Annotated in this window: 14 protein-coding genes; 5 read left to right on the top strand and 9 right to left on the bottom strand. The window is 73.6% G+C overall.

Translation table 11 applies throughout. The features are described from left to right. Positions 1-65: 65 nt before the first annotated feature. Entirely contained in the window at positions 66-5,426 is a 5,361-nt protein-coding gene (locus tag ACL02R_RS03165) for a ThuA domain-containing protein (protein ID WP_412795280.1), read from the bottom strand. Positions 5,427-6,244: 818 nt separating this feature from the next. Between ACL02R_RS03165 and ACL02R_RS03160 the strand changes: the two genes are divergently transcribed. Continuing rightward, a complete protein-coding gene (locus ACL02R_RS03160) occupies positions 6,245-10,744 on the top strand; it encodes a DUF6531 domain-containing protein (protein WP_412795279.1) in 4,500 nt (1,499 codons plus the stop codon). A 17-nt stretch (positions 10,745-10,761) separates the two neighbouring features. Further along, entirely contained in the window at positions 10,762-11,178 is a 417-nt protein-coding gene (locus tag ACL02R_RS03155) for a hypothetical protein (RefSeq protein WP_412795278.1), read from the top strand. Positions 11,179-11,183: 5 nt separating this feature from the next. Here the strand turns inward: ACL02R_RS03155 and ACL02R_RS03150 are convergent, their stop codons facing one another. Then, positions 11,184-12,047, bottom strand: coding sequence for a class I SAM-dependent methyltransferase (locus ACL02R_RS03150; protein WP_412795277.1), 864 nt, complete (start codon positions 12,045-12,047; stop codon positions 11,184-11,186). Positions 12,048-12,145: 98 nt separating this feature from the next. Beyond that, positions 12,146-12,736, bottom strand: a complete 591-nt coding sequence (locus tag ACL02R_RS03145; protein ID WP_412795276.1) for a helix-turn-helix domain-containing protein — start codon at positions 12,734-12,736, stop codon at positions 12,146-12,148. A gap of 94 nt (positions 12,737-12,830) precedes the next feature. On the opposite strand from ACL02R_RS03145, the gene ACL02R_RS03140 reads away from it, so the two are divergent. Next, positions 12,831-13,799, top strand: a complete 969-nt coding sequence (locus tag ACL02R_RS03140; RefSeq protein WP_412795275.1) for an NAD(P)/FAD-dependent oxidoreductase — start codon at positions 12,831-12,833, stop codon at positions 13,797-13,799. Between the two features lie 98 nt (positions 13,800-13,897). Here the strand turns inward: ACL02R_RS03140 and glnA are convergent, their stop codons facing one another. Beyond that, complete coding sequence (gene glnA, locus ACL02R_RS03135) at positions 13,898-15,313, bottom strand: type I glutamate--ammonia ligase (RefSeq protein ID WP_412795274.1); 1,416 nt, start codon at positions 15,311-15,313, stop codon at positions 13,898-13,900. A gap of 193 nt (positions 15,314-15,506) precedes the next feature. Between glnA and ACL02R_RS03130 the strand changes: the two genes are divergently transcribed. Continuing rightward, the gene (locus ACL02R_RS03130; RefSeq protein WP_412795273.1) at positions 15,507-15,974 is read left to right on the top strand and encodes an RDD family protein; all 468 of its coding nucleotides are present in this window, start codon (positions 15,507-15,509) and stop codon (positions 15,972-15,974) included. A gap of 85 nt (positions 15,975-16,059) precedes the next feature. Here ACL02R_RS03130 and ACL02R_RS03125 read toward each other — a convergent pair whose 3' ends face one another. From ACL02R_RS03125 to lipB, 4 genes are all read right to left on the bottom strand, one after another. Beyond that, on the bottom strand, positions 16,060-16,770 hold the full coding sequence (locus tag ACL02R_RS03125; protein ID WP_362963450.1) for a DUF4191 domain-containing protein: 711 nt from the start codon (positions 16,768-16,770) through the stop codon (positions 16,060-16,062). 82 nt (positions 16,771-16,852) lie between these two features. After that, a complete protein-coding gene (locus ACL02R_RS03120; RefSeq protein WP_412795272.1) occupies positions 16,853-17,107 on the bottom strand; it encodes a hypothetical protein in 255 nt (84 codons plus the stop codon). A 201-nt stretch (positions 17,108-17,308) separates the two neighbouring features. After that, on the bottom strand, positions 17,309-18,250 hold the full coding sequence (gene lipA, locus ACL02R_RS03115; RefSeq protein ID WP_412795271.1) for a lipoyl synthase: 942 nt from the start codon (positions 18,248-18,250) through the stop codon (positions 17,309-17,311). A gap of 102 nt (positions 18,251-18,352) precedes the next feature. Then, positions 18,353-19,150: a lipoyl(octanoyl) transferase LipB gene (gene lipB / locus ACL02R_RS03110; RefSeq protein ID WP_412795270.1), complete on the bottom strand. Its 798-nt coding sequence runs from the start codon at positions 19,148-19,150 to the stop codon at positions 18,353-18,355. Positions 19,151-19,417: 267 nt separating this feature from the next. Here lipB and ACL02R_RS03105 point away from each other — a divergent pair, with 267 nt between their 5' ends. After that, a complete protein-coding gene (locus ACL02R_RS03105; RefSeq protein WP_412795269.1) occupies positions 19,418-20,998 on the top strand; it encodes a regulator in 1,581 nt (526 codons plus the stop codon). Positions 20,999-21,050: 52 nt separating this feature from the next. Here ACL02R_RS03105 and ACL02R_RS03100 read toward each other — a convergent pair whose 3' ends face one another. Continuing rightward, a complete protein-coding gene (locus ACL02R_RS03100) occupies positions 21,051-22,217 on the bottom strand; it encodes an FAD-dependent oxidoreductase (RefSeq protein ID WP_412795268.1) in 1,167 nt (388 codons plus the stop codon). Positions 22,218-22,277: the final 60 nt, after the last annotated feature.

The raw sequence follows: 22,277 nt of genomic DNA, 5'->3' as shown, positions 1-22,277 counted from the left end.
CCCCACCGGTTCCCACCGGCGGGGGGCCGCTTCCTTCCGTCCCCGGGGCGCGCCGGGGACGGGCGCTACACCTGCTCGCGCAGCGCCTGGCCGACCGTCAGCAGCAGCGACCGCACCGCGCGGTCACGCACTCCGGCCGCCCTGTCCTCGAACCGGTCGAGGGCGCGCAGCGCCTTCGCCTCCTTGCCGCGGTGGCTGTACATCTGCGCCTCCGCCAGCTCCTTGACGAGCTGCCGCTCGTTCGCCGCCGTGATCCGCTCCTCGGCCGCGAAGCGCTCCACGAGCGCGATCGCCGACTCGAAGTCCGCCACGACGCGGAACGTCCTGACGGCCTGCGCGCTGTTCCCGGCGACGTCCGTCACCGTCAGCGTCAGGCGGTGCAGGCCGAGGCCGAGGGCGGCCGGGTCCAGCTCGGCCGGCACGTCCACCTCCCGGCCGTCCACCAGCAGCCTGACCGCGCCGACGCCCGACGTCACGTCCTCCGTGACCGCCCTGACCTCGGGCGCGTCCACGAGGCCGATCTCCGTGCCGGCCGCGACGCCCCGCAGACGGGCCGTCGGCGCCGTCGCGTCGATCCGCACCGTGCGGGACACCGTCTCGGAGACGTTGCCCGCCGTGTCGGAGGCGCGCACCTCGACGGTGTGCTCGCCGTCGTCCGCCAGCTCGACGGGCGCGGTGTACTCCGCCCAGTCGCCGCCGCCCACGCGGTACTCCGTGTACACCTGGCCGTCCCCGGCGTCCTCCGCCGTCGCGGTCAGCGTCACGGGGCCGGTGAACCAGCCCTCCTCGCCGGACGGTTCGCCCGGCTCGGTGGCCAGCTCGACGGTCGGCGCCGCCGTGTCGGACAGCACGCGGAACCAGTCGAACAGCGCGGGCTCGGACTCCTGCTGGTCCGCGCCGTAGGCGTAGATCCCGAAGCGGGGCGACGTCCCGGCGAGCGCCTCGTTCGTCACCTCGCCGAGCTCGGTCCACTCCTCGCCGTCCGCGCTGTACGAGCCGGTGTACGTGTCGCCCGACCTGGCCAGCCGCAGGTGCCAGACGCCCTGGTCCGGCGGCGGGGACGCGTTCGGCTGCGGGCTGAGCACCGTGTCGTCGGCCTCCGCGCGCAGTTCGATGCCGCGCGTGACCGCCGAGCCGGGCGCGTTGGTCACCAGGTAGTCGAGCTTGACGTAGTGGGCGTCGTCGCCGTACACCATCAGGCCCGCCTGCTGGTACCGCTCGTCGAAGGCGGACGCGTCCACCTTCGTCTCGATGGTCCAGTCGCCCTCCGGCGCGGGCTGGAGGATCAGGTTGGCCGGGTCGGTCGCGGTGCCCTGGTAGATGTCGCCCGCGCTGGTGTCGATCCGCAGCTGCCCGTCCGCGACGGCGCGCGCCGACGTGTCGGGCCGCACGACCGCGGTCCAGCGGCAGGCGTCCAGCTCCGTGCCCTCGAACTCGTCCGACGCCTCGGGGGCCTCGGCCGTGTCGTCGGGCGTCAGCGTGAACCAGTCCACCTCGGCGGACACCGGCAGGGCCTCGGCCCGGTTGGTGAGGCCGAACAGCCCGATCCGCGGGTTGTCGATCCCCGCCAGGCTCTTCGTCTGCGGCATGTCGGTGAACGTGCCGCCGTCCGCGCTCCACGACGCGCGCAGGTCCTCGCCGTCACTGGTGAACCGCACCCAGTACGTGTCGGGGAAGTCCGCGCCGAGGTCGGACGTGTTGCTGTCGGCGACCTCGTTCGGGACGCCGTCCTCCTCCCTGATGAACTGGAAGATGCGCGCCGCCGCCGAGGGGCTGCCCGTCGAGCGGCCCTGGAGCACCATCTTCGCGTAGTTGTCGTCGTCGCCGTAGACGATCAGCCCGGCCTGCTGGTACGCCAGTCGCGCGGGCAGGGTGATCTTGGCGGTCGCCTCCCAGGCGCCGTCCGGCAGCGGCTGGAGCACGATGTTGGGCGTGTCCGAGTTGCCGGTGCCGTAGATGTCGGTGGCGGTCAGCGGCAGGACGAGGTTCCCGTCGCGCACGGCCAGGTCCTGGTTCAGCCGGACCGACTCCGACCAGCGGTCCGTGTCCAGCTCCGACCCGTCGAAGCCGTCCGAGCGGCCCGACAGGCAGGGGTTGGACTCGTCGGGGCCGTCCACCTGGATGGCCACGCTCTCCGAGGAACGCGCCCCGCGCTCGTCGGTCACCGTGACCTGCGCGCGGTGCTCGCCGGGGGTGGTGTAGGTGTGCTCGGCCGTGGCGCCGGTGGCGGTGCCGCCGTCGCCGAACGTCCAGGCGTACTCCAGCGCGTCGCCCTCGGGGTCGGTCGCCTCGGCCGTGAAGTCCACGTCCAGCGGAGCGGTGCCGCTGGTCGGGTCGGCCGTCACGGTGACCACGGGACGCTGGTTCTCGGTGACGCCGCGGCCCCCGAACTCGACCCAGTTGACGTTGAGTTCACCGGTCGTCTTGACGAAGTACAGCGGACCGCTGTCCGTCGCCGTGTCCCCCTCGACATCCGCCGAGAAGTCGCCGTACGTCTGCCAGGCGCCCGTCGCGTCCACGTCGATCGTCGCGACCGTCTCCCCGGTGTCCGGGTCGCCGGTGCGCACCTCGACGGTCGCCCCGAGGGCCGGGGAGGCCGCGCGCAGGCCGATCGTGTCGATGTTCGTCAGGTTGGCCGGGTCCCAGGACCACCAGTCGCCGTCCTCGATGTGGCCGATGTTCTGGCCGCCGCCCGCAGTGTCGCCGGTGGCCTCGGTCTGCACCCCGGCGCTGCCGCCCGCCGTGGAGCCCTCCAGACGCCCGGTGCCGTCGAAGTACTCCGCCTCGCGCAGCTTCGGCTGGAGGACGATGACCTCCTGCGTCGTCAGCGGCGGAGCGTCACCGTTGCCCCGGTCGGTGTAGGTGACGGTCACGGTGCCGAAGATGTTGGCGCCCGTGTGCCCCTCGTCGCCCGGCAGCGGGAAGACGCCGCTGCACCCGTGGTACTGCTCGTACCCGTGGGCGTGCTCGTCGTGGCCGAGCGCGGGCTGCACGACGACGTCGTCGCAGTCCACCTGGCCGTCCTCCGCGTCGGTCACCGACACGTCGTAGGCGATCGTGTCGCCGAACTCGAAGAACCCGCCGTCCACCGGCGCGGCCACCTCGATCTCCGGCGCCGTGTTGCCCGCCGTGATGTCGAGGTTCGACACCGCCGCGCGGCCGTCCGCGTCCGTCACGGTGAGCCGCGCCGTGTACCGGCCCGCCTCCGTGTAGGTGTGCGTCACGACAGGCTCGGTGCTGTCCTCGGTCCCGTCGCCGTCGAAGTCCCAGGAGACCGTGACGGGCGTGCCGTCCGGGTCGAAGGAATCCGTCGCGTCGAAGGCGACCTCAAGGGGCAGCGGGCCCGAGGTGCGGTCCGCCGTGAAGCGGGCGATCGGGCTGCGGTTGCCCTCCACGTAGTCCACGCGGTAGACGCCGGAGTCGGCGTTGTTGCCGCCGAAGCCGCTGCCCCAGTCGATGAGGTACAGCGCGCCGTCGGGGCCGAACTCCATGGCGTGCGGCCGGGTGAAGTCCATGCCCTCCAGGAAGCGCGACACGTCCGAGACACCGGTGCGGTCCTCGTCCGGCTGGACGGTGAACAGGCGCCCGTCGTTCCAGTCGCCGAAGATCGCCATCCCGTCGAAGTAGGCGGGCCACTTGCGCTCGGACACCAGCTCCGGGTCGTACACGTACGCGCCGCTGGTCATCGGCGCGCCGCTGCCGCCGATCTCGGGCACGCCCGAGGCCGACTTGCCCATCCACAGCTCCGCGGGGACCGCGGCGGGCAGCTCGGCGACGCCGGTGTTGTTCGGCGAGTCGTTCACCGGGGCCGCGCAGTCGAACGGCTGGCCCGAGGTGTTGGTCGCGAAGTCGAAGTCGAAGTACGGGGTGTTGGCGCCGACGCAGTACGGCCAGCCGTAGAAGCCTGGCTCCGACAGGATGTTCCACTCGACGCGTCCGTCAGGCCCCCGGCCGGGGTTGGCCGCGCCCGCGTCGGGGCCGTAGTCCGCGACGTACAGCCGGTTCGTCAGCGGGTCGAGGCCGATGCGGAACGGGTTGCGGAAGCCCATCGCGTAGATCTCGGGCCGCGTGTCCTCCGTCCCCGGCGCGAAGAGGTTGCCCTCGGGGACGGTGTAGGTTCCGTCCGGCTGGGGGGTGATGCGCAGGACCTTGCCGTTCAGCACGTTGCTGTTCGCCGAGGTGCGCTGCGCGTCGAACGGTGCGCGGCCCTGGCGCTCGTCGATCGGCGTGTAGCCGCCCGAGTCGAACGGGTTGGAGTTGTCGCCGGTGGCGATGTACAGGTTGCCCTCGGTGTCGAACTCCAGCGCGCCGCCCGCGTGGCAGCACTCCTGCCGCTGGGTCGCGATCTCCAGCACCACTTCCTCGCTGCCGGGCACGATCGCGTCACCCTCGACCGTGAACCGCGACACGCGGTCGATCGCGGCGGAGCCGGTCGGCGAGTAGTAGAGGTACAGCCAGCCGTTCTCCGCGAAGCCGGGGTCCAGCGCGATGCCGAGCAGGCCGAACTCCTGGCCCGTGTACACCGGCACCGTCCCGGCCGTCACCACCGACCCGTCGGTGCGGACGAGGCGGACGGACCCGTTGCGGTCGATGTAGAAGACACGGCCGTCGTCGGCGATGTCCAGCTCCATCGGGTTGCTCGTGTTGTCGTCGAGCGTGACCTTCTCGAAGCTGTCGGTCAGCGACGCCGAGCAGTCGGCCGGCAGCACACCGGCCGCCGTCCGTATGCCGTTCAGCAGGTGTGCGAGGAACTCGGGCTCCTGGAACGACTCCTGGGTGTGGCCCATGCCGGTGTACCAGGACCGGCCGCCCCCGATGTCCTGGCACCAGGCGATCGGGTGCTCGGCGCCCATGGTGCCGCCGTCGTAGGACGTCTCGTCCAGCGAGGCGAGGACGTGGACGTCGCCGCGCGGGTTGTCGCCGTAGCTGTACCACTCGTCGTACCGCTCCCAGCGCGTGGGCAGGTGCGCGGTGGAGGGGTGGGCGTGGTCCTCGACCTTGACCGAGGCGTCCTGCGGCTGCGGGTGGTTGTCGAAGTACGCGCCGACGAGTTCGCCGTACCAGGGCCAGTCGTACTCGGTGTCGGACGCGGCGTGGACGCCCGCGTAGCCGCCGCCGCCCTCGATGTACCGCTCGAACGCGGCCTGCTGGTCGTCGTTCAGGACGTCGCCGGTGGTGGACAGCCAGATGACGACCTCGTACTGCGCGAGGTCGGCGTCGTTGAAGACGGAGGCGTCCTCGGTGGCGGTGACCTCGAAACCGTTCTCCTCACCGAGGGATTCGATCGCGCTGATCCCCGCGGGGATCGAATCATGCCGGAAACCGGCGGTCTTGCTGAACACCAGCGCGTTGAACGTCTCCTCACCGTGGCCGGGATGGGCGGCCGCCGTGGTCGCGCCGGTCAGGACCGCGAGTGCCGTGGCCACGACACAGGCCGCGGTTCTTCGCAGGCGTCTTGGTGCTGCTCTCAACACGTGCTCCTCACTGGACGGATGGGCTGAGTGCGTTACCGCCCTCCCGGCGACGACGGGTCACCGGGAGGGCGGGATCGGGGCCGTGGGGCCGTGGACGGGTGACGACGGCACCGAGCGGGGCGGTGGCTGTCCGCCCGGTGCCGGACCGGGGTCATGGGCCGGATCTTCACGTGTCGAACAGGTGTGGATTCCCGATCGGGCGCCCAGAGCGTACGAGCGCCGACAGGAGCCGTCCATACTGACGGCAAGGAAATGACAGTGCGTCGGAAAAATAGCCGCGACAATGGAAAGAAAGTGACTTCCACACCGCAATTCCCCGCCCACCGCAAACGGTCCCCACCCGCCACGCCGGCCTCACACCATGACTCGAACTCCCGGTTCTCGCACAGGACATGCCTGGTCGCTCCCGCATCGGGGGCGACGGGACCTCAGCATGCCATCGATGTCCATGGAATCACCCTCCCGTGAACACACAATTTCTCCGCCTCGCCCACCCCTTCGGCACTGCAAATACCGGTGATCATTTGCAGGGGGTCTGCACTGGCCGACGACGAGCGGCGATCCCTTTCCGCCGATATGGACAAAGTGTTCGCGAAGAGTCGGCGCGCGCGGCTCTTTCCAGAGGGCCCGCCGGATCGCGCGCCCCGGTCCGCCCCCTTCCCGCCGGGGCCGCAACCGGAAGGCACGCCCGGCACGTCGTAACGGGTGAGGCGGAAGGCACGGAGGAAGGGACGTCAGTGGCGCGCGCATCCGATTGGACCCCGGTGGGGATGGATTCGGACCCCACGCCCGGGGACCCGGAGGAAGTCCGGGAGCTCGCGGATGAGTTGCAGATGTTCTCCGACGACGTGGCGGAAGGGCTGGGAAAGGTCCGCGGGCTGGCGTCGGATCGGGCGGTGCTCGACTGGGCGGGCCTGTCGGCGGAGGCGTTCCGGAACGAGTTCGACGGTGTGCCGGGGAACTTGGAGAAGTTGCGGGATTCCTACGATCTGTGCGCCCAGGCACTCCAGACGTACTGGCCGAAGCTTCAGACGGCGCAGGGCCAGGCGGATCGCGCGTTGGATCGTGCGATCGCGGCGCAGGCTGATCTGACGTCCGCGCAGGGTGCGTTGGGGGATGCGCAGGGGTGGGTGTCGCGTGCGGGTGAGGAGGCGGAGCGGCTTCAGCGGGAGGGCGAACGCGACAACGCCCCACCGCCGGACGAGGCGGAGGTCCGCGCCGCCACCCGCGATCGCCAAGCAGCGGACGAGGCCCGTGAGTCCGCGCAGGCCCGTGTCGATTCGGCGCAGGACTCCCTCGACGCGGCGCGTGAACTCGCCCGCCAGGCCAAAGAGATGCGTGAGGAAGCCGCACGGCAGGCCGCGCGTGACATCGACGAGGCGTCGGACGCCGGTATCCAGAACCGCAAGTGGTGGCAGAAGGCGGTTCACTGGGTCACGGAGAACTGGGACACGATCGTAGACATCTGCAAGATCGTCGTCGCGGTCCTCGGCATCGTGGTGATGATCATCGGCGGCCCCCTCGCCTGGGTCGTCCTGGCCGCGGCACTGGTCGTCCTCGCCGACACCCTGGTCAAATACGCCAACGGCGAGGCGTCCCTGTGGGACGTCGCGTTCGCCGCACTCGACTGCATCCCGGGGTTGAAGGGCCTCACCACCCTCGGCGGCCTCGCCCGCGGCCTCCGCGGCGGACTCGCCGCCGCCCGCACCGGACTGCGCGGCATCCGCCAGGGCGTCCGCGGCCTCGGCCAGGCACTCCGGCGCCTCGGGCGCGGCGGCGACGACCTCGTCTGCCGCACCGACCCCATCGACATGGCCACCGGCGAGATGGTCATGTACGCCACCGACGTCAGCCTCCCCGGCGTCCTCCCCCTCGTCCTGGAACGCCACCACCGCACGACCCTGCGGGAGGGCACCTGGTTCGGCCGCTCCTGGGCCTCCACACTCGACCAGCGCCTCGTCTTCTCGGACGGAGGCGTCCGGTTCGTCACGGCCGACGGCATGGTCCTCGACTACCCCAGGCCGCAGCCGGGCCACCCCGTCCTGCCCGTCGAGGGACCCCGTTGGGAACTGGACTGGGACGGCAGTCCCGGCACGCCCCTGACGGTCCGCCAGCCGGACAGACGCCTCGTCCTCAGCTTCCGGCCCGTCCAGGGGCGCACGGGCGGCGAACTGCCCCTCACCGCCCTCACCGACACCAACGGCAACCGGATGGAGATCGCGTACGACGCGTCCGGAGCCCCTGGCGACGTGACCCACACAGGCGGCCACCACATCGGCGTCACCTCGCGGGACGGCCGCATCACCGAGCTGCGCCTGCTCAGCCACCCCGACCGGCCCGTCCTGCGGAGCTTCGCCTACGACGAGCGCGGCAACCTCGCCGAGGTCCGCGACTCCTCCGGCGTACCCCAGCGCCTCGCCTACGACCGCCGCCGCCGGATCACCGGCTGGGATGACCGCAACGGCAGGTGGTACCGGTACACGTACGACGACAAGGGCCGCTGCGTCGCCACCGACGGCACCGACGGCTTCCTCAGCAGCACCATCGCCTACGACCCCGCGCACCACCGCACCACGTTCACCGACGCCCTGGGCCACACGACCGTCTACCAGTTCGACGACAGCTACCGCCTCGTCGCCGAGACCGACCCCCTCGGCCACACCACCCGCCGCGAACACGACCGCTACGACCGCCTCGTGTCCGTCACGGACCCGCTCGGCCGCACCACCCGCTACGCGCACGACGAGCACGGCCGCGTCGCCCGCGTCACCCGGCCCGACGGCCGTGAAGTCCACATGGAGAACAACGCGCTCGGCCTCCCCGAGCGCATCACCGAGGCCGACGGCGCCGTGTGGCAGCAGGAGTTCGACACCGCGGGCAACCGACTCTCCGTCACCGACCCGGCAGGCGCCGTCACCCGCTACACATGGGACCCCCAGGGCGGCCCGCGCACCGTCACCGACCCGCTGGGCAACGTCACCGCCTTCACCTGCGACGACGCGGGCCGCCCCGTCTCCGTCACCGACCCCACCGGCCGTGTGACGCGCTACCGCCGCGACCCGTTCGGCCGCCCCGTCCAGGTCACCGAGCCGGGCGGCGGCGTCCGCCTGCTGGAGTGGTCCGTCGAGGGCAGGCCACTGCGGCACACCGACCCGCTCGGCGGCACCCAGACCTGGCGCTGGGACGGCGAGGGCAACTGCCTCGCCCACACCGACGAGAACGGCGGCGAGACGACGTTCGCCTACGGGCCGTTCGACCAGCCCACCGTCCAGGTCCGCCCGGACGGCGCCAGGTACGTGTTCCACCGCGACGCCGAACTGCGCCTGCTGCGCGTCACCGACCCGCTCGCCCGCACCTGGGAGTACACCTACGACGCCGCGGGACGCCTCGCCGCCGAAACCGACTTCGACGGCCGCACGACCCACTGGACCCGCGACGCCGCCGGGCAGCCCACCTCCCGCACCGACCCCCTCGGCCGCACCATCGCGTTCACCCGCGACGCCATGGGCCGCGTCACCGCCAAGGACGCCGACGGCCGGGTCACGCGCTACGAGCACGACGCCGCCGACCGCCTCGTCCGCGCCGTCGGGCCCGACGCCGAGCTGCTCATCGAGCGCGACCCGGTCGGCCGCGTCGTGGCCGAGACGTGCGACGGACACACGGTCACCTACGCGTTCGACGCCCTGGCCCGGCCCGTCCGGCGCACCACGCCCGCCGGGGTGACGAGCCGCTGGACGTACGACCCGGCCGGCCGTCCGGTGTCCCTCGCCACGGCGGGCGGCGGCCTCGACTTCGCGTACGACGACCGCGGGCGCGAGTCGCGCCGCGCCCTCGGCGGCGACACCGCCCTGCACCGCGCCTGGGACCCGGCCGGGCATCTCGTCGGCCAGACCCTCGTCGCCGGGGGGCAGCCGCTGCGGGACCGCAGCTACACGTACCGCGCCGACCACTACCTCACCTCGGTCGGCGGCGACGAGGACATCCGCTTCGCCCTCGACCCGCTGGGCCGCGTCACCGAGGTCGCCACCCCGTCCGGCGCCGACGAGACCTACGCCTACGACGAGGCCGGCAACCAGGCGCTCGCCCGCTGGTCCGACGACGGCGGCGACACCGCGGCCGTCGGCGGCCGACGCTACGACGGCACGGCCCTCACAGGCGCCGGACAGGTGCGCTACGAGCACGACGGCGCCGGGCGCGTCGTCCTCAGGCAGCACAAGCGCCTGTCCAGGAAGCCCGCCACCTGGCACTACGAGTGGGACGTCGAAGGGCGCCTCACGGCCGTCCGCACCCCGGACGGCGACCGGTGGCGCTACCGCTACGACCCGCTCGGCCGCCGCATCGCCAAGGAGCGCCTGGCGGCGGACGGCGCACCGGCCGAGCGCGTCCGCTTCGTCTGGGACGGCGCCACCCTGATCGAGCAGCACGCCGACGCACCCGGCGCGCCGGGTGCGTCGCGCACGGTCACCTGGGACCACGTGGGCAACCATCCCGTCGCCCAGGTCGAGCGCACGCGCGCCGAGCCGGGGCAGGACGAGAGGGACGCGCGCTTCCTCGCCGTCGTCACCGACACCGTGGGCGCGCCCACCGAACTCGTGGACGGCGGCGGCCGGATCGCGTGGCGCGGCAAGGCCACCCTCTGGGGTGTCGGCGGCGGAACGTCGGCGGACGGCACGACGACCCCGCTGCGCTTCCCCGGCCAGTACGCCGACGAGGAGACCGGCTGGCACTACAACTTCCACCGGCACTACGACCCCGCGACCGCGCGCTACTCCTCGCCCGACCCGATGGGACTCACCGCGGCCCCCAACTCGGTCGCGTACGTGCACAACCCGCACATCTGGTCCGACCCGCTCGGCCTGGAGGGCTACCTCGACTTCTTCACCGTGCAGAGCCCGGAGGACGCCACCCGCCTGCGCGGCGACGGCACGCCCTGGCCGGGCGAGGCCACGCGCGGACAGTGGGGCGACGGCGTCTACTCCTGGGGCACGCGGCAGGACGCGGACGCCTACGCCGACCTCCTGCGCAACCGGCGCGGCGCCACCGTGGAGATCCTCCACTTCCGGGTCTCCGAGGCCGACTTCACCGCCATGAACCGCGCCGACATCACCGCCATGACACCCGACGACGCCGAGGCGTTCATGGACCGCCACAGCCGCCTCTACGGTGACGGAGTGCCCCACGGCCGGGACTACATCCGCGGTTTCACCAGCAATTTCGGCAACGAACACTTCTTCAGCACCGCGGTATTCTGTAGGCTCAAATTCAGTTGATACAGGGGGAAGACGCCTTGTCGCGCACCTACCGGTTCCGCTTCCGCCTGCCCGGCGGCCGGGGCGGGCTGGCGGCCGACCTGACCGCCGCCGCCCGCCCGGCGCCCTCGCCCGACGAGCCGGGTGCCCTGCGCCTGCACCGGGGGATCGTCCTCGGTGTGCCGGGCGGCACGTACTGGGAGGACGCCGCCTGGCTCGCGTTCGGGGCCTCGCTCTCGGCGCCCGCGCTGGCCGAGGCGCACCCGGACGGGCTGCTGATCGCCGTCCACGCGCTGGACCACCCCCTCGCCGACTACCGCCCCGAGGTGGCGGCGCTCGCCATCGACGCCTGGCTGCACGCGGAGTTCACCCTCCCCCCGACCGGCGCGGGCGTGACCGCGTCGGCCACCGGCCCGGTGTTCACCTGGGGCGCGGGCCGCCCGCCCTTCGCCTGACGGCGTCAGGGGCGGCGGGCGGCCCAGAGGGTGCGTTCCGTGCGTACGCCCAGGTCCGTGCGGCGCAGGATGCTCTGCGGGCTGCCGGTGTCCAGCAGGCGGTCCAGCGCGGCCAGGTCCGTGGGTGTCAGGGCGGACGCCGCGCCCTCGCGCAGGCGGCGCAGGCTGCCGAGCGCGTAACGGGCGACCGCGTCCGTGGGCGGCGGGCCGATGTCCACGGTGACGGTGTGCTCGGCCTCGACCGTGAAACCGGCCGCCGTCAGCGCCGCGCCCCAGTCGTCGCCCCGGTGGGGCACGTGCTCGGCGTGGTGCCGGTCGAGGGCGGCGTGGCAGCGCTCCTCCAGGCCGGGCGCCTCCGAAGGGGCGTCCGCCGGCAGGAAGCGGGGGAACCCGGCCAGCTCGACCACCGCGAGCAGCCCGCCCGGCGCCAGCAGGCCGTGGACCCGGCGCAGGGCGGCGGCGGGGTCGGCCATGTGGTGCAGGGACGCCGAGGCCCAGACCAGCTCGGGCGTCCCGAACTCCGGCCACCGGTCCGCGTCCAGGTCGGCCCGTACGACGCGCACGCGGCCGGCCGCCCCGGCCTCGGCGGCCTTCTCCCGCAGCCGGTGCAGGTGGGGGGCCGACACGTCCACGGCCGTCACCTCCGCGCCGGGGAAGCGGCGGAGCAGGGCGAGGGTCCCGGCGCCCGTCCCGGCGCCGAGGTCCACGATCCGGCGGGGCGCGGTGGTGACGGGCAGCCGGTCGGCGAGGGACGCGAGGTGGCCGGCGAGCACCTCGGCGTCCAGGTCCAGGATCTCCGCCTGGTCGCGGTCGTGCTCGTGGGCGGGGGCGTGCTCGTGGCCGTGGCTGTGGTGCGGGGAGTGGCTCATGCGGCCACGCTAGGCGGGCCGCCCCCGTACGGCCCGGCGGTTTTCCGGATGCGCAAGGCGATGCCCCGCCGGGCTGCCGGAGGCGCAAGCGGTCACGTTCACGTACGGTCCGGCCGCTGTCCCGTGTCGTCCCCGCCCTGGTGGCCGCGGCGGGCGTCGTGGTCGAAGATGCCGAGCGTCTCGCACGGCCCGCCCGCCGTGCCGATGGCGTGCGGCAGCATCGTGGGGAACTCCGCCGCCTGGTTCGCCTCGATCCTGAACCGCCGGTTGCCCAGCAGCAGGATCGCGGTCCCCGACAGGACGACGAGCCACTCGTGGCCCGCGTGGGCGCGCAGGCGCGCGGGGCTGTCGGGCGGCGGCTCGGTCATGCGCTGGCGCACGACCGTCATACCGGGGTACGCGCCGAGGGGCCAGCGCAGCTGGCCGCGGGCCCGGTCGACCACCGGGTTGGAGACGACGTCGTCCGAGCCGGTCTCGACCAGCTGGTCGAGCGAGGTGTCGAGGGCGCGGGCCAGGGTGACCAGCTGGTCGAGGGCCAGGCGGCGCCGCCCGTTCTCGATGCGGCTGAGCGTGGACTGGCTGATCCGCGCGCGGATCGCCAGCTCCTCCAGCGACAGCCCCTGGGCCACGCGCAGGGCGCGGATGCGCTTGCGCACCAGGCCGTCCAGCTCGCCATCCTCTTGCGTCATGGGCAACATGCTATGCGCCTCGGGCAAGACGCGCTTAGCGTCGGACCGCGTACGGCCCCCGACCGGCGGGGCCGGCGCAGGAGAGGAGACCCCCATGCCCGCGACCCCCACCGACGTGGACGCCGTCGTGATCGGCGGCGGCGCCGCAGGACTGAACGGCGCGCTCATGCTCGCCCGCTCCCGCCGCTCGGTCGTCGTGATCGACGGCGGCGACCCGCGCAACGCGCCCGCCGAGGGCGTCCACGGGCTGCTCGGCCTGGACGGCACCCCTCCGGCGGAGCTGTACGCGCGGGGCGGGGAGGAGGTCCGCCGGTACGGCGGCCGGGTCGTGACCGGCGAGGTGGTACGGGCCGCCCCGGCGGAACCGGCCCCCGGCGGCGACCCGCGCTTCGCCGTCGCCCTCGCCGACGGCACCACCCTGCACGCCCGCCGCCTCCTGGTCGCCACCGGCCTGCGCGACGTCCTGCCCGCCGTACCCGGCCTCGCCGCGCACTGGGGACACGGCGTCGTGCACTGCCCCTACTGCCACGGCTGGGAGGTGCGCGACGAGCCCATCGGCGTCCTTGCGGTCGGCCCGGCATCGGTCCACCACGCCCTGCTCTTCCGGCAGTTGACCGACGACCTCGTCTACTTCACCCGCGGCACCGATCTCGACGCGGACACCCGCGCCCGCTTCGCCGCCCGCGGCATCCGCGTCGTGGACACCGGCGTCACCGAGGTCGCCACGGCGGAGGACGGCGGTATCGCGGGTGTGCGGCTCGCGGACGGGCGGCTCGTGCCGCGCCGCGTCCTCGCCGTCGCCACCACCCTGTGGGCGCGTACCGAGGGCATCGGCGACCTGGGGCTGCCGACGCGCGACCTGCCCGGCGGCATGGGCCGCCACTTCGCCACCGGCATGGCGGGCACCACCGACGTCCCCGGCGTCTGGGTCGCGGGCAACGCCACCGACCCCATGGCCCAGGTCGGCGCCGCCGCGGCGGCGGGCGCCCTGGCCGGGGCCCACATCAACGCCGACCTGGCCGCCGCCGACACCGACGCGGCCCTCGCCCGCTCGCTGACCTGATCGGTCCGCCGCCGAGCCGGCCGGCCCCGTACACGGCACCGCACCCCGCCGCGGCCCGCGTACGCGCGGGTCGGACGGGGTGCGGTGAGGGGTACGGCTCAGATGTCGAAGTACAGCTCGAACTCGTGCGGGTGCGGGCGGAGCTGCATGGGGGCGATCTCCTTCTCCCGCTTGAAGTCGATCCACGTCTCGATCAGGTCGGCGGTGAAGACGCCGCCGGCCTGGAGGTACTCGTTGTCGGCCTCCAGGGCCTCCAGCACGGCGGGCAGCGAGGTCGGGACCTGCGGCAGCTCGGCGTGCTCCTCCGGGGCCAGCTCGTACAGGTCCTTGTCGATCGGCTCGGCCGGCTCGATCTTGTTCTTGATGCCGTCCAGGCCGGCGAGCAGCAGCGCCGAGAAGGCCAGGTACGGGTTGGACGACGGGTCGGGCGCGCGGAACTCGACGCGCTTCGCCTTCGGGTTCGAGCCGGTGATCGGGATGCGCATGGCCGCGGAGCGGTTGCGCTGCGAGTACACCAGGTTCACGGGGGCCTCGAAGCCGGGCACCAGGCGGTGGTACGAGTTGACCGTCGGGTTGGTGAACGCCAGCAGCGACGGCGCGTGCTTCAGAATGCCGCCGATGTAGTAGCGCGCCATGTCGGACAGGCCCGCGTAGCCCTGCTCGTCGTAGAACAGCGGGGTGCCGCCGGACCACAGGGACTGGTGGACGTGCATGCCCGAGCCGTTGTCGCCGAAGATCGGCTTCGGCATGAAGGTCGCCGTCTTGTTGTTGCGCCAGGCGACGTTCTTGACGATGTACTTGTACAGCATCAGGTCGTCGGCCGCGGCGAGCAGCGTGTTGAACTCGTAGTTGATCTCGGCCTGTCCGGCGGTGCCCACCTCGTGGTGCTGGCGCTCCACCTTCAGACCGGCCTTGATCAGCTCCAGGGTGATCTCGGCGCGCAGGTCGGCGAAGTGGTCCACCGGCGGGGCCGGGAAGTAGCCGCCCTTGTAACGGACCTTGTAGCCGCGGTTGCCGCCCTCCTCGATGGCGCCCGTGTTCCACGCGCCGGCGACGGAGTCGATGTGGTAGTAACCGGCGTTCGACTTCGTCTCGAAGCGCACGTCGTCGAAGACGTAGAACTCCGCCTCGGGGCCGAAGAACGCGGTGTCGGCGATGCCGGAGGACGCCAGGTAGGCCTCGGCCTTCTTCGCCACGTTGCGCGGGTCGCGGCTGTACGCCTCGCCCGTCACCGGGTCGTGGATGAAGAAGTTGACGTTGAGCGTCGAGTCCTTGCGGAACGGGTCGACACGGGCGGTGCTGAGGTCGGGGACCAGCGCCATGTCCGACTCGTGGATGGCCTGGAAGCCACGGATCGAGGACCCGTCGAACATCACGTTCGCGGTGGGGTCGAAGACCTCCGCCGGAATCGTGAGGTGCTGCATGATGCCCGGCAGGTCGCAGAAGCGGACGTCGACGAACTTCACGTCCTTGTCCTTGATGTACTTGTTGATCTCGTCGGCGTTCTGGAACATCCGGTGTCCTCCTAGCCCCGCCGTGGAGGGACGGGGATGTGCAGCTCGGGAACGGCCCGTGCGTGGGCCTGCCGGGGCGACCCTATGGACCGGCGATTTCTCGGGCGTGACTCAGTTGTTTCGCTGATGTTAACCGGACTTCTCGCCCGATACCGGTGACGGCCCGTCCGGGCGGCCGCGCTACCGTGGGGACGTGGACAATCGCCAGGCAATCGGCTCGTGGCTCTCGGGACCCCGCGCGGCGGCCGAGGAGATGGGCGTCGACTTCGGCTATCGGGGTGAGCGCCTCGGCCTGCCCGAGGAGGGCCCCGGCTCGGCGGCCCGCTTCGGCAGGCGCCTCGGCGCCCTCGCCGTCGACTGGGCGCTGTGCAACCTGATCGCATACGGTCTGCTCGCCGACGGCGGCGCGGCCTCCGTCAGCAACTGGGCGCTGGCCGTCTTCGTCGTGATGGCCCTGCTCACCGTCGGCACGCTGGGGTTCACACCCGGGAAGCGGCTGCTGGGGCTGCGGGTCGTCGCCGTCGGCGGGGGGCGCCTGACGTTCCCCCGCGCCGCGCTGCGGACGCTCCTGCTGGCGCTGGCCGTTCCGGCGCTCGTGTGGGACCGCGACCAGCGCGGGCTGCACGACCGGCTCGCCCGCGCCGTGCAAGTCAGGATGTGACACCGGCCGCACATGCCTCGGGGCCCCTGTCTTCCAGGGGCCCCGAGGCGTAGAGGTCGTCGTGTGTACGGGCGCGGGGACGGGATCAGCGCCCGCGGCGCGGGGAGTTCCCCTTCGGCATCCGCATGCCCTTGGGCAGCGGCCCCTTCGGCACCGGCATGTTGTTCATCAGGTCCCCCATCGCGCGCAGGCGGTCGTTGACCTCGGTCACCCGGGGACCGGCCAGCACACGCGGGTACTTCATGATCGTCGTGCGCAGCTTCTTCAGCTCCACCTGCCCCGGTCCGTCGCCGACGATCACGTCGTGCACCGGCACGTCCGAGACCACGCGGTTCATCCGGCGGCGCTCGGCGGCGATCAGGCCCTTGACCCGGTTCGGGTTGCCCTCACCGACCAGCACCACGCCGTACTTGCCGACCGCCCGGTGCACGACATCCTGCTGCCGGGTGATCGCGACGGCCGGGGTGAACACCACACCGCGCCGCATGTTCTCCAGCACCGCGGCCGCGGCCCCCGGCTGGCCCTCCATCTGCCCGAACGCCGCCCGCTCGGCCCGCCGCCCGAAGACGATGGCCGTCACCAGCAGGGCCACGAGGGCACCGAGGATGCCCAGGTAGACCGGGTGTCCGAGCAGGAAGCCGATGAGCAGGAACACCGCGAAGGTGCCGAGCCCGACCGCGGAGATGATCCAGCCGATCCACCGGTCCGACCGCCGGGTCATCTTGTACGTCAGAGCGATCTGCTTGAGCCGCCCCGCGCTCTCGGGGTCCTTGGGCTCCTTGTCCTTCCGCGCCATGCGCGCAAGCATACGGGGCGCCCGGGGCGGCCCCGCGCGCGGTGGTCCCCAGCCGGGCGGCGGGGGCCGTGCCGGGCGTGTGTCAGGCGCGCGGCGCGGGCAGTGCCGCCGGGCGCGCGTCCGCCGTGACGGCGCGCAGCGCGCGCTCCGCCTCGCTCCTGGCCGCCGCGCGCTCGCGGTCGGCCTGGACGGCCGTCCACGCGTTCTCCAGCGCCGTACGGCGCCCCGCGCGCAGCAGCATGCCCTCCAGGACGCGCAGCGTGCCGCTCACGGACGGCCGCGTCTGGACGCCACCCGCCGTGCCCACCGTCTTCCCCGTGCTCACAGGGTTTGCCATGTCTCTCGGACCCCTCCCAGGGCGGCCAGGGCCCCCGGCCCCGGCCATGCGTCCGCGGCTCGCGCCCGGACACCGGATCTTCCTCCCGCGCCGCGTCGTCCTCGCCGCGGCGCGGGTCCCGCCGTCCCATCGTCGCCGGACGGTGTTACGCCGCCATGACCCGCGGGTCAAGGCCGCCGAAAGCGCGCGCCACGGAACGGGTCACGCCGCCGGTACGCCCGCGCGCCGGTCGATCGCCTGCCGGTAGAGCCGCCCCGCGCGGTACGACGAGCGGACCAGCGGCCCGGACATCACACCCGCGTAGCCGATCGCCTCGGCCTCCTCGCGCAGCTCCACGAACTCCTCCGGCTTCACCCACCGCTCCACCGGGTGGTGCCGGGGCGTCGGCCGCAGGTACTGCGTGATCGTGATCAGTTCGCAGCCCGCCTCGTGCATGTCCCGCAGCGCCTGGCTGACTTCCTCGCGCGTCTCGCCGAGGCCGAGGATCAGGTTCGACTTGGTGACGAGCCCCGCCTCCCGCGCCAGCGTGAGGACGCGCAGCGAGCGGTCGTAGCGGAACGCCGGGCGGATGCGCTTGAAGATCCGTGGCACCGTCTCGACGTTGTGCGCCAGCACCTCGGGCCTGCTGCCGAACACCTCGGCCAGCTGCTCGGGCACCGCGTTGAAGTCCGGGATGAGCAGCTCGACGCCGGTGCCGGGGATCATGCCGTGGATCTGCCGGACGGTCTCCGCGTACAGCCAGGCACCGCCGTCCGCCAGGTCGTCGCGCGCGACGCCGGTGATCGTCGCGTACTTCAGCTCCATCTGCCGCACCGACTCGGCGACGCGCCGCGGCTCGTCGCGGTCCAGGTCCGCCGGGCGGCCGGTGTCGATCTGACAGAAGTCGCAGCGCCGCGTGCACTGCTCGCCGCCGATGAGGAAGGTCGCCTCGCGGTCCTCCCAGCACTCGAAGATGTTGGGGCAGCCGGCCTCCTGGCACACCGTGTGCAGACCCTCGCGCTTCACGAGACCGTGCAGCGCCTGGTACTCGGGACCGAGTTTCGCCCGGGTCTTGATCCACTCGGGCTTGCGCTCGATGGGGGTCTGGCTGTTCCGGACCTCTAGACGCAGCATCTTGCGACCGTCGGGTGCGACAGCGGACACGTCCGGCTCCCTACCACTTTCGATTCTTCGGCGAACACCAGCGTACGCCTGTGCATCGGGGGCCATCGGCCCCCGGCCGCCCGCAGACGGCGCGGGCGGGGTTCAGACGGCGCGCGGCAGGGGGACCGCCGTGTCCAGGACCTCGCGCAGATGCCGCTCCACCACGGGAAGCACCTCCAGGACGGAGACCTCACGCCCCAGTTCCTGCGTAAGCGACGTCACACCGGCGTCGCGGATGCCGCAGGGCACGATGCGGTCGAACGAGGTGTTGTCCGGGTCGCAGTTGAGCGCGAAGCCGTGCATCGTCACGCCCTTGGCGACGCGGATGCCGATCGCGCAGAGCTTGCGGTCCTCGCCGCGCTGCCCGGCGTTCGACGGCGCGTACTCGGGGCCGCTGAGCCGCGGGTCGAACTCCTCGTCGTGCAGCCGGGGGTCGAAGTCGAGCGACAGGCCGCCGAACCCGCCCGCGTGCCCGCCCGGCGCCCCGCTGTCCGGCTCGCCGAGCACCCACACGCCGCTGCGGCCCTCGACCCGCGTCGTCGCCAGGCCGAACTCGGCGCACGTCCGGATCACGGCCTCCTCGATGCGGCGCACGTGCGCGATCACGTCCACGGGCCGCGGCAGCTTGAGGATCGGGTAGCCGACGAGCTGCCCCGGGCCGTGCCAGGTGATCTTGCCGCCCCGGTCCACGTCCACCACCGGCGTGCCGTCGAGCGGGCGCTCGCTCTCCTCCGTGCGGCGGCCCGCCGTGTACACGCTCCGGTGTTCGAGCAGGAGACACGTGTCCGGGACCTCGTCCGCGAACCGGGCGGTGTGGACCCGCCGTTGCTCCTGCCACGCCGCGTGGTACTCCACGGCGTCCGCCCCGAGACCGAGATGGACAAAGCGCAGCTCGCTCACCGCGACCGCTCCCCTTTTTTCCGGTGCTTTCCGGTTCCCGCCGGTATCGGCCCGGCGCGTCCGGCGGGGTACGCCCCCGCCCGTCCGGCCGCACAGATGCCCTGTGTTCCGCCTCCACTGTAAGCCCGTGCACCAGCTAATCCCGGGGCGGGCTCCCCCTCACACCTTTGGATGAACTCTGCGCCCACGCCGCGAGGCGGCATGGCTGGACCGTTACATTCACGCCGTTCCAGCCGCACAGCCGTAAGGCAGGAGACCGCATCGCCGATGTCCACGGAACGACCCGGAGGCACCGCCTCCCCGCAGACCGCCTCCCCGCGTACGCCGAACCGCCAGCTGGCCGCCCTCATCGCAGAGGCGGGCTTCTCCCACGCCGGTCTCGCACGGCGGGTCGATCAGCTCGGCCTCGAACACGGCCTCGATCTCCGCTACGACAAGACGTCCGTCACACGCTGGCTGCGCGGCCAGCGTCCGCGCGGCACCACACCCGCCCTGATCGCCGAGGTGTTCACCCGGCGCCTCGGCCGCAGACTCTCCGCCCAGGACCTCGGGCTGGAAGCCTGCGCGCCGGTCTACGCGGGTCTTGAGTTCGCCACAGGACCGGCCGAGGCCGTCGACATCGTCGCCGGCCTGTGGCGCAAGGACTCGGGCAGCTACGCCGAGCTGCGCAAGATCGCGTTCACCCCCGCAGGACTCGTCGTCCCGAGCCGCGACTGGCTCATCGGGCGGCCGGACGAGCGCGTCGCGCGCGGCGAGCCGCCCGAGGCGCCGCCGGGCGCGCCCGCCGTCCGCGTCCCCGAGCAGGGCCGCGGGCCCGTGCGCCCGCTCCCGCCGGGGGCGGCGGTACGGCCCGGCCTGGTCCCGCCCGGCCGGGTGCCACGGCCCGCCCAGCCCGCCCGGCCCGACCGGCCCTCACCGGCCGACCGGGTCGAACGCGGCCCCGGCCAGCGCGTCACCAGCGGCGACATCGCCGCGCTCCGCTCGGTCGCCGAGCTGTTCCGCGGCCTCGACCAGGCGTACGGCGGCGGCCACGCGCGGCAGGCCCTCGTCCGCTACCTGGAGCACGAACTCGAACCGATGCTGCGCGGCACGTACGGCGAACAGGCCGGCCGCCGCCTCTTCGCCGCCGCCGCCGACCTCACCCGCCTCGCGGGCTGGACGGCGTACGACATCGCCGCGCACGGCCTCGCCCAGCGCTACTTCGTCCAGGCCCTGCGCCTGGCCCAGGCGGCGGGCGACCGCGGCTACGGCGGCTACGTCCTGGTCTCCATGAGCAGGCAGGCCGTCTACCTCGGGCACGGCCGGGAGGCCGTGCAGCTCGCCCGCGTCGCCCAGCAGGGCATGGGCGGCTCGGTGCCGCCCGTCGTACAGGCGCTCCTGCACGCCGTCGAGGCGCGCGGGCAGGGGCTGATGGGGGAGGTGCGGGCCTGCACCGCCGCGCTGGCCAGGGCGGAGCGCGCCCTGGAGTCGGCGCGGGCCGGGGACGACGTGCCGCCCTGGGGGCGGTTCTTCGACGAGGCGCAGCTCGCCGACGAGTTCGGCCACTGCCACCGCGACCTCCAGCAGTACCGCTCGGCCGCCCGGCACGCGGAGCGGTCGCTCCAGCTGCGGGCGCCCGCGTTCGCCCGCAGCCGGCTGTTCTGCCGGGTGGTGCTGGCGTCGGCGCGGCTCGGGCTCGGCGACGTCGAGCAGGCCTGCACCCTCGCCGCCGAGGCCGCGGCGCAGGCGGCGGAGATGCGGTCGGCGCGGGCGCACGAGTACGTCCAGGACTTCGAACGGAGACTGGAGCCCTTCCGCGACGCCGCGGCCGTCCGTATGTACCGGGAGAAGGTGGCCGCGCTGGTCTGAGGAGTCCCGGACGCCCCCGCGCCGTCGCGGGGGCGGGGCCCAGCGGGCGGGACTACCGGGACGGCGCGCAGACGGGCGGTTCCTCCGGGACGGGAGCAGGGTCCCGGGGGAGCCCGGCGTCGGCGAGCAGCGCCCGCGCCGCCCGCCGCGCCGACGCGAGGTCGCCCGCGGGCCCCGGCAGGTCGCGGTGGTCGCCGCAGACGTACAGCCCGTCGATCAGCCTGGCCGGCCGCCCGCCCGTCCACGGCGGCGGCACGACCGGCACGGCGTACGGGTCGTGGTGCGCGGCCAGCAGCCGCCAGTCGTCGGCCGGGGTGCCGTACAGCTCGGCGAGCTGCGGGCGCGCGGCCTTGTCCAGCAGCTCGGCGGGCTCGCCCGCCCGCGGCCCGGTGACCACGGAGGTCACGAGCGTCCGCCCGGCCGGTGCCCGCGACGGATCGGCCGCCGAGGCGGGCAGGGAGTACGCGAGCGGGCCGCGCGCGGCCGTGTCCACCAGCAGCGTGGCCCCCGCGGCGAGGCCGCCGGGCGCGGCGTGGTGGAGGACCGTCACCGCCCGGAAGTCCGGCACCCGCAGCCCCGGCAGCAGGCGCGCCGCCTCGTGCGCCCCCGTCGCGACGACGACGGCGCGGCAGCGGAACGTGCCGTGCCCCTCCGTCGCCACGGCCGAGGTCGTGACCGACACCGCCCGCGCCCCCGTGCGTACGGTGCCCTCCGGCAGCCCGGCGGCCAGCAGCCCCGGCAGCGCCGCCGCGCCGCCCGCCGGGAGGCCGACACCCTGCCGGGCCACGGCGCGCAGGGCCGCGCCGGGGTCCGCGTCGTACGGCAGCGCGTCGAGGAGGGGCCGCAACGCGTCCCCGGCGGGCGCCTGCCGGGGGTGCGGGACGCGTCCCGGCGCCGCCTGGCCGGGCGCGGCGCCGCCGATGCGGTGCCGCTGGGTGGCGCCGTGCAGGAGGACGCCACCGGTGAGGCGGCGCAGGAGGAGCGGGCGGGGCAGCAGGGCGAGGGCGGGCGAGCCGGGCAGGGTGAGCCGGCTCCCGCGGTCGAGGCGGTAGCCGTCGCGGTGGTCGGTGGCCATGCGGCCGCCGATGCGGTCGGTGGCTTCGAGTACGGTCACGGCGAGTCCGGCGGCGTGCAGGTGGCGGGCGGCGGCGAGTCCGGCCGTCCCACCTCCCACGACGACGACATCGGACTCCGCGCGGTGCGGTCGGCTGCTGAGCACGTGGCCTCCTGGTGAGGTGGTCGGTGCGTCCGAGCGGCGGCTCAGGGGCGGGGTGGGCCT

It is taken from the genome of Streptomyces sp. MS19, from assembly GCF_047200595.1.
In the GTDB taxonomy this organism is placed as follows: Bacteria; Actinomycetota; Actinomycetes; order Streptomycetales; family Streptomycetaceae; genus Streptomyces.
The sequence above is the reverse complement of the archived record's forward strand: the minus strand, read 5'-3'. Positions and strand labels throughout refer to the sequence as shown.

What these genes read in the sequence shown, in the direction of transcription:
- ACL02R_RS03145 (WP_412795276.1), bottom strand. Translation starts at nt 12,736, where the DNA reads ATGACGCAAGAGGATGGCGAGCTGGACGGCCTGGTGCGCAAGCGCATC.
- ACL02R_RS03140 (WP_412795275.1), top strand. Translation starts at nt 12,831, where the DNA reads ATGCCCGCGACCCCCACCGACGTGGACGCCGTCGTGATCGGCGGCGGC.
- ACL02R_RS03120 (WP_412795272.1), bottom strand. Translation starts at nt 17,107, where the DNA reads ATGGCAAACCCTGTGAGCACGGGGAAGACGGTGGGCACGGCGGGTGGC.
- ACL02R_RS03105 (WP_412795269.1), top strand. Translation starts at nt 19,418, where the DNA reads ATGTCCACGGAACGACCCGGAGGCACCGCCTCCCCGCAGACCGCCTCC.
- ACL02R_RS03160 (WP_412795279.1), top strand. Translation starts at nt 6,245, where the DNA reads ATGGATTCGGACCCCACGCCCGGGGACCCGGAGGAAGTCCGGGAGCTC.
- ACL02R_RS03125 (WP_362963450.1), bottom strand. Translation starts at nt 16,770, where the DNA reads ATGGCGCGGAAGGACAAGGAGCCCAAGGACCCCGAGAGCGCGGGGCGG.
- ACL02R_RS03150 (WP_412795277.1), bottom strand. Translation starts at nt 12,047, where the DNA reads ATGAGCCACTCCCCGCACCACAGCCACGGCCACGAGCACGCCCCCGCC.
- glnA (WP_412795274.1), bottom strand. Translation starts at nt 15,313, where the DNA reads ATGTTCCAGAACGCCGACGAGATCAACAAGTACATCAAGGACAAGGAC.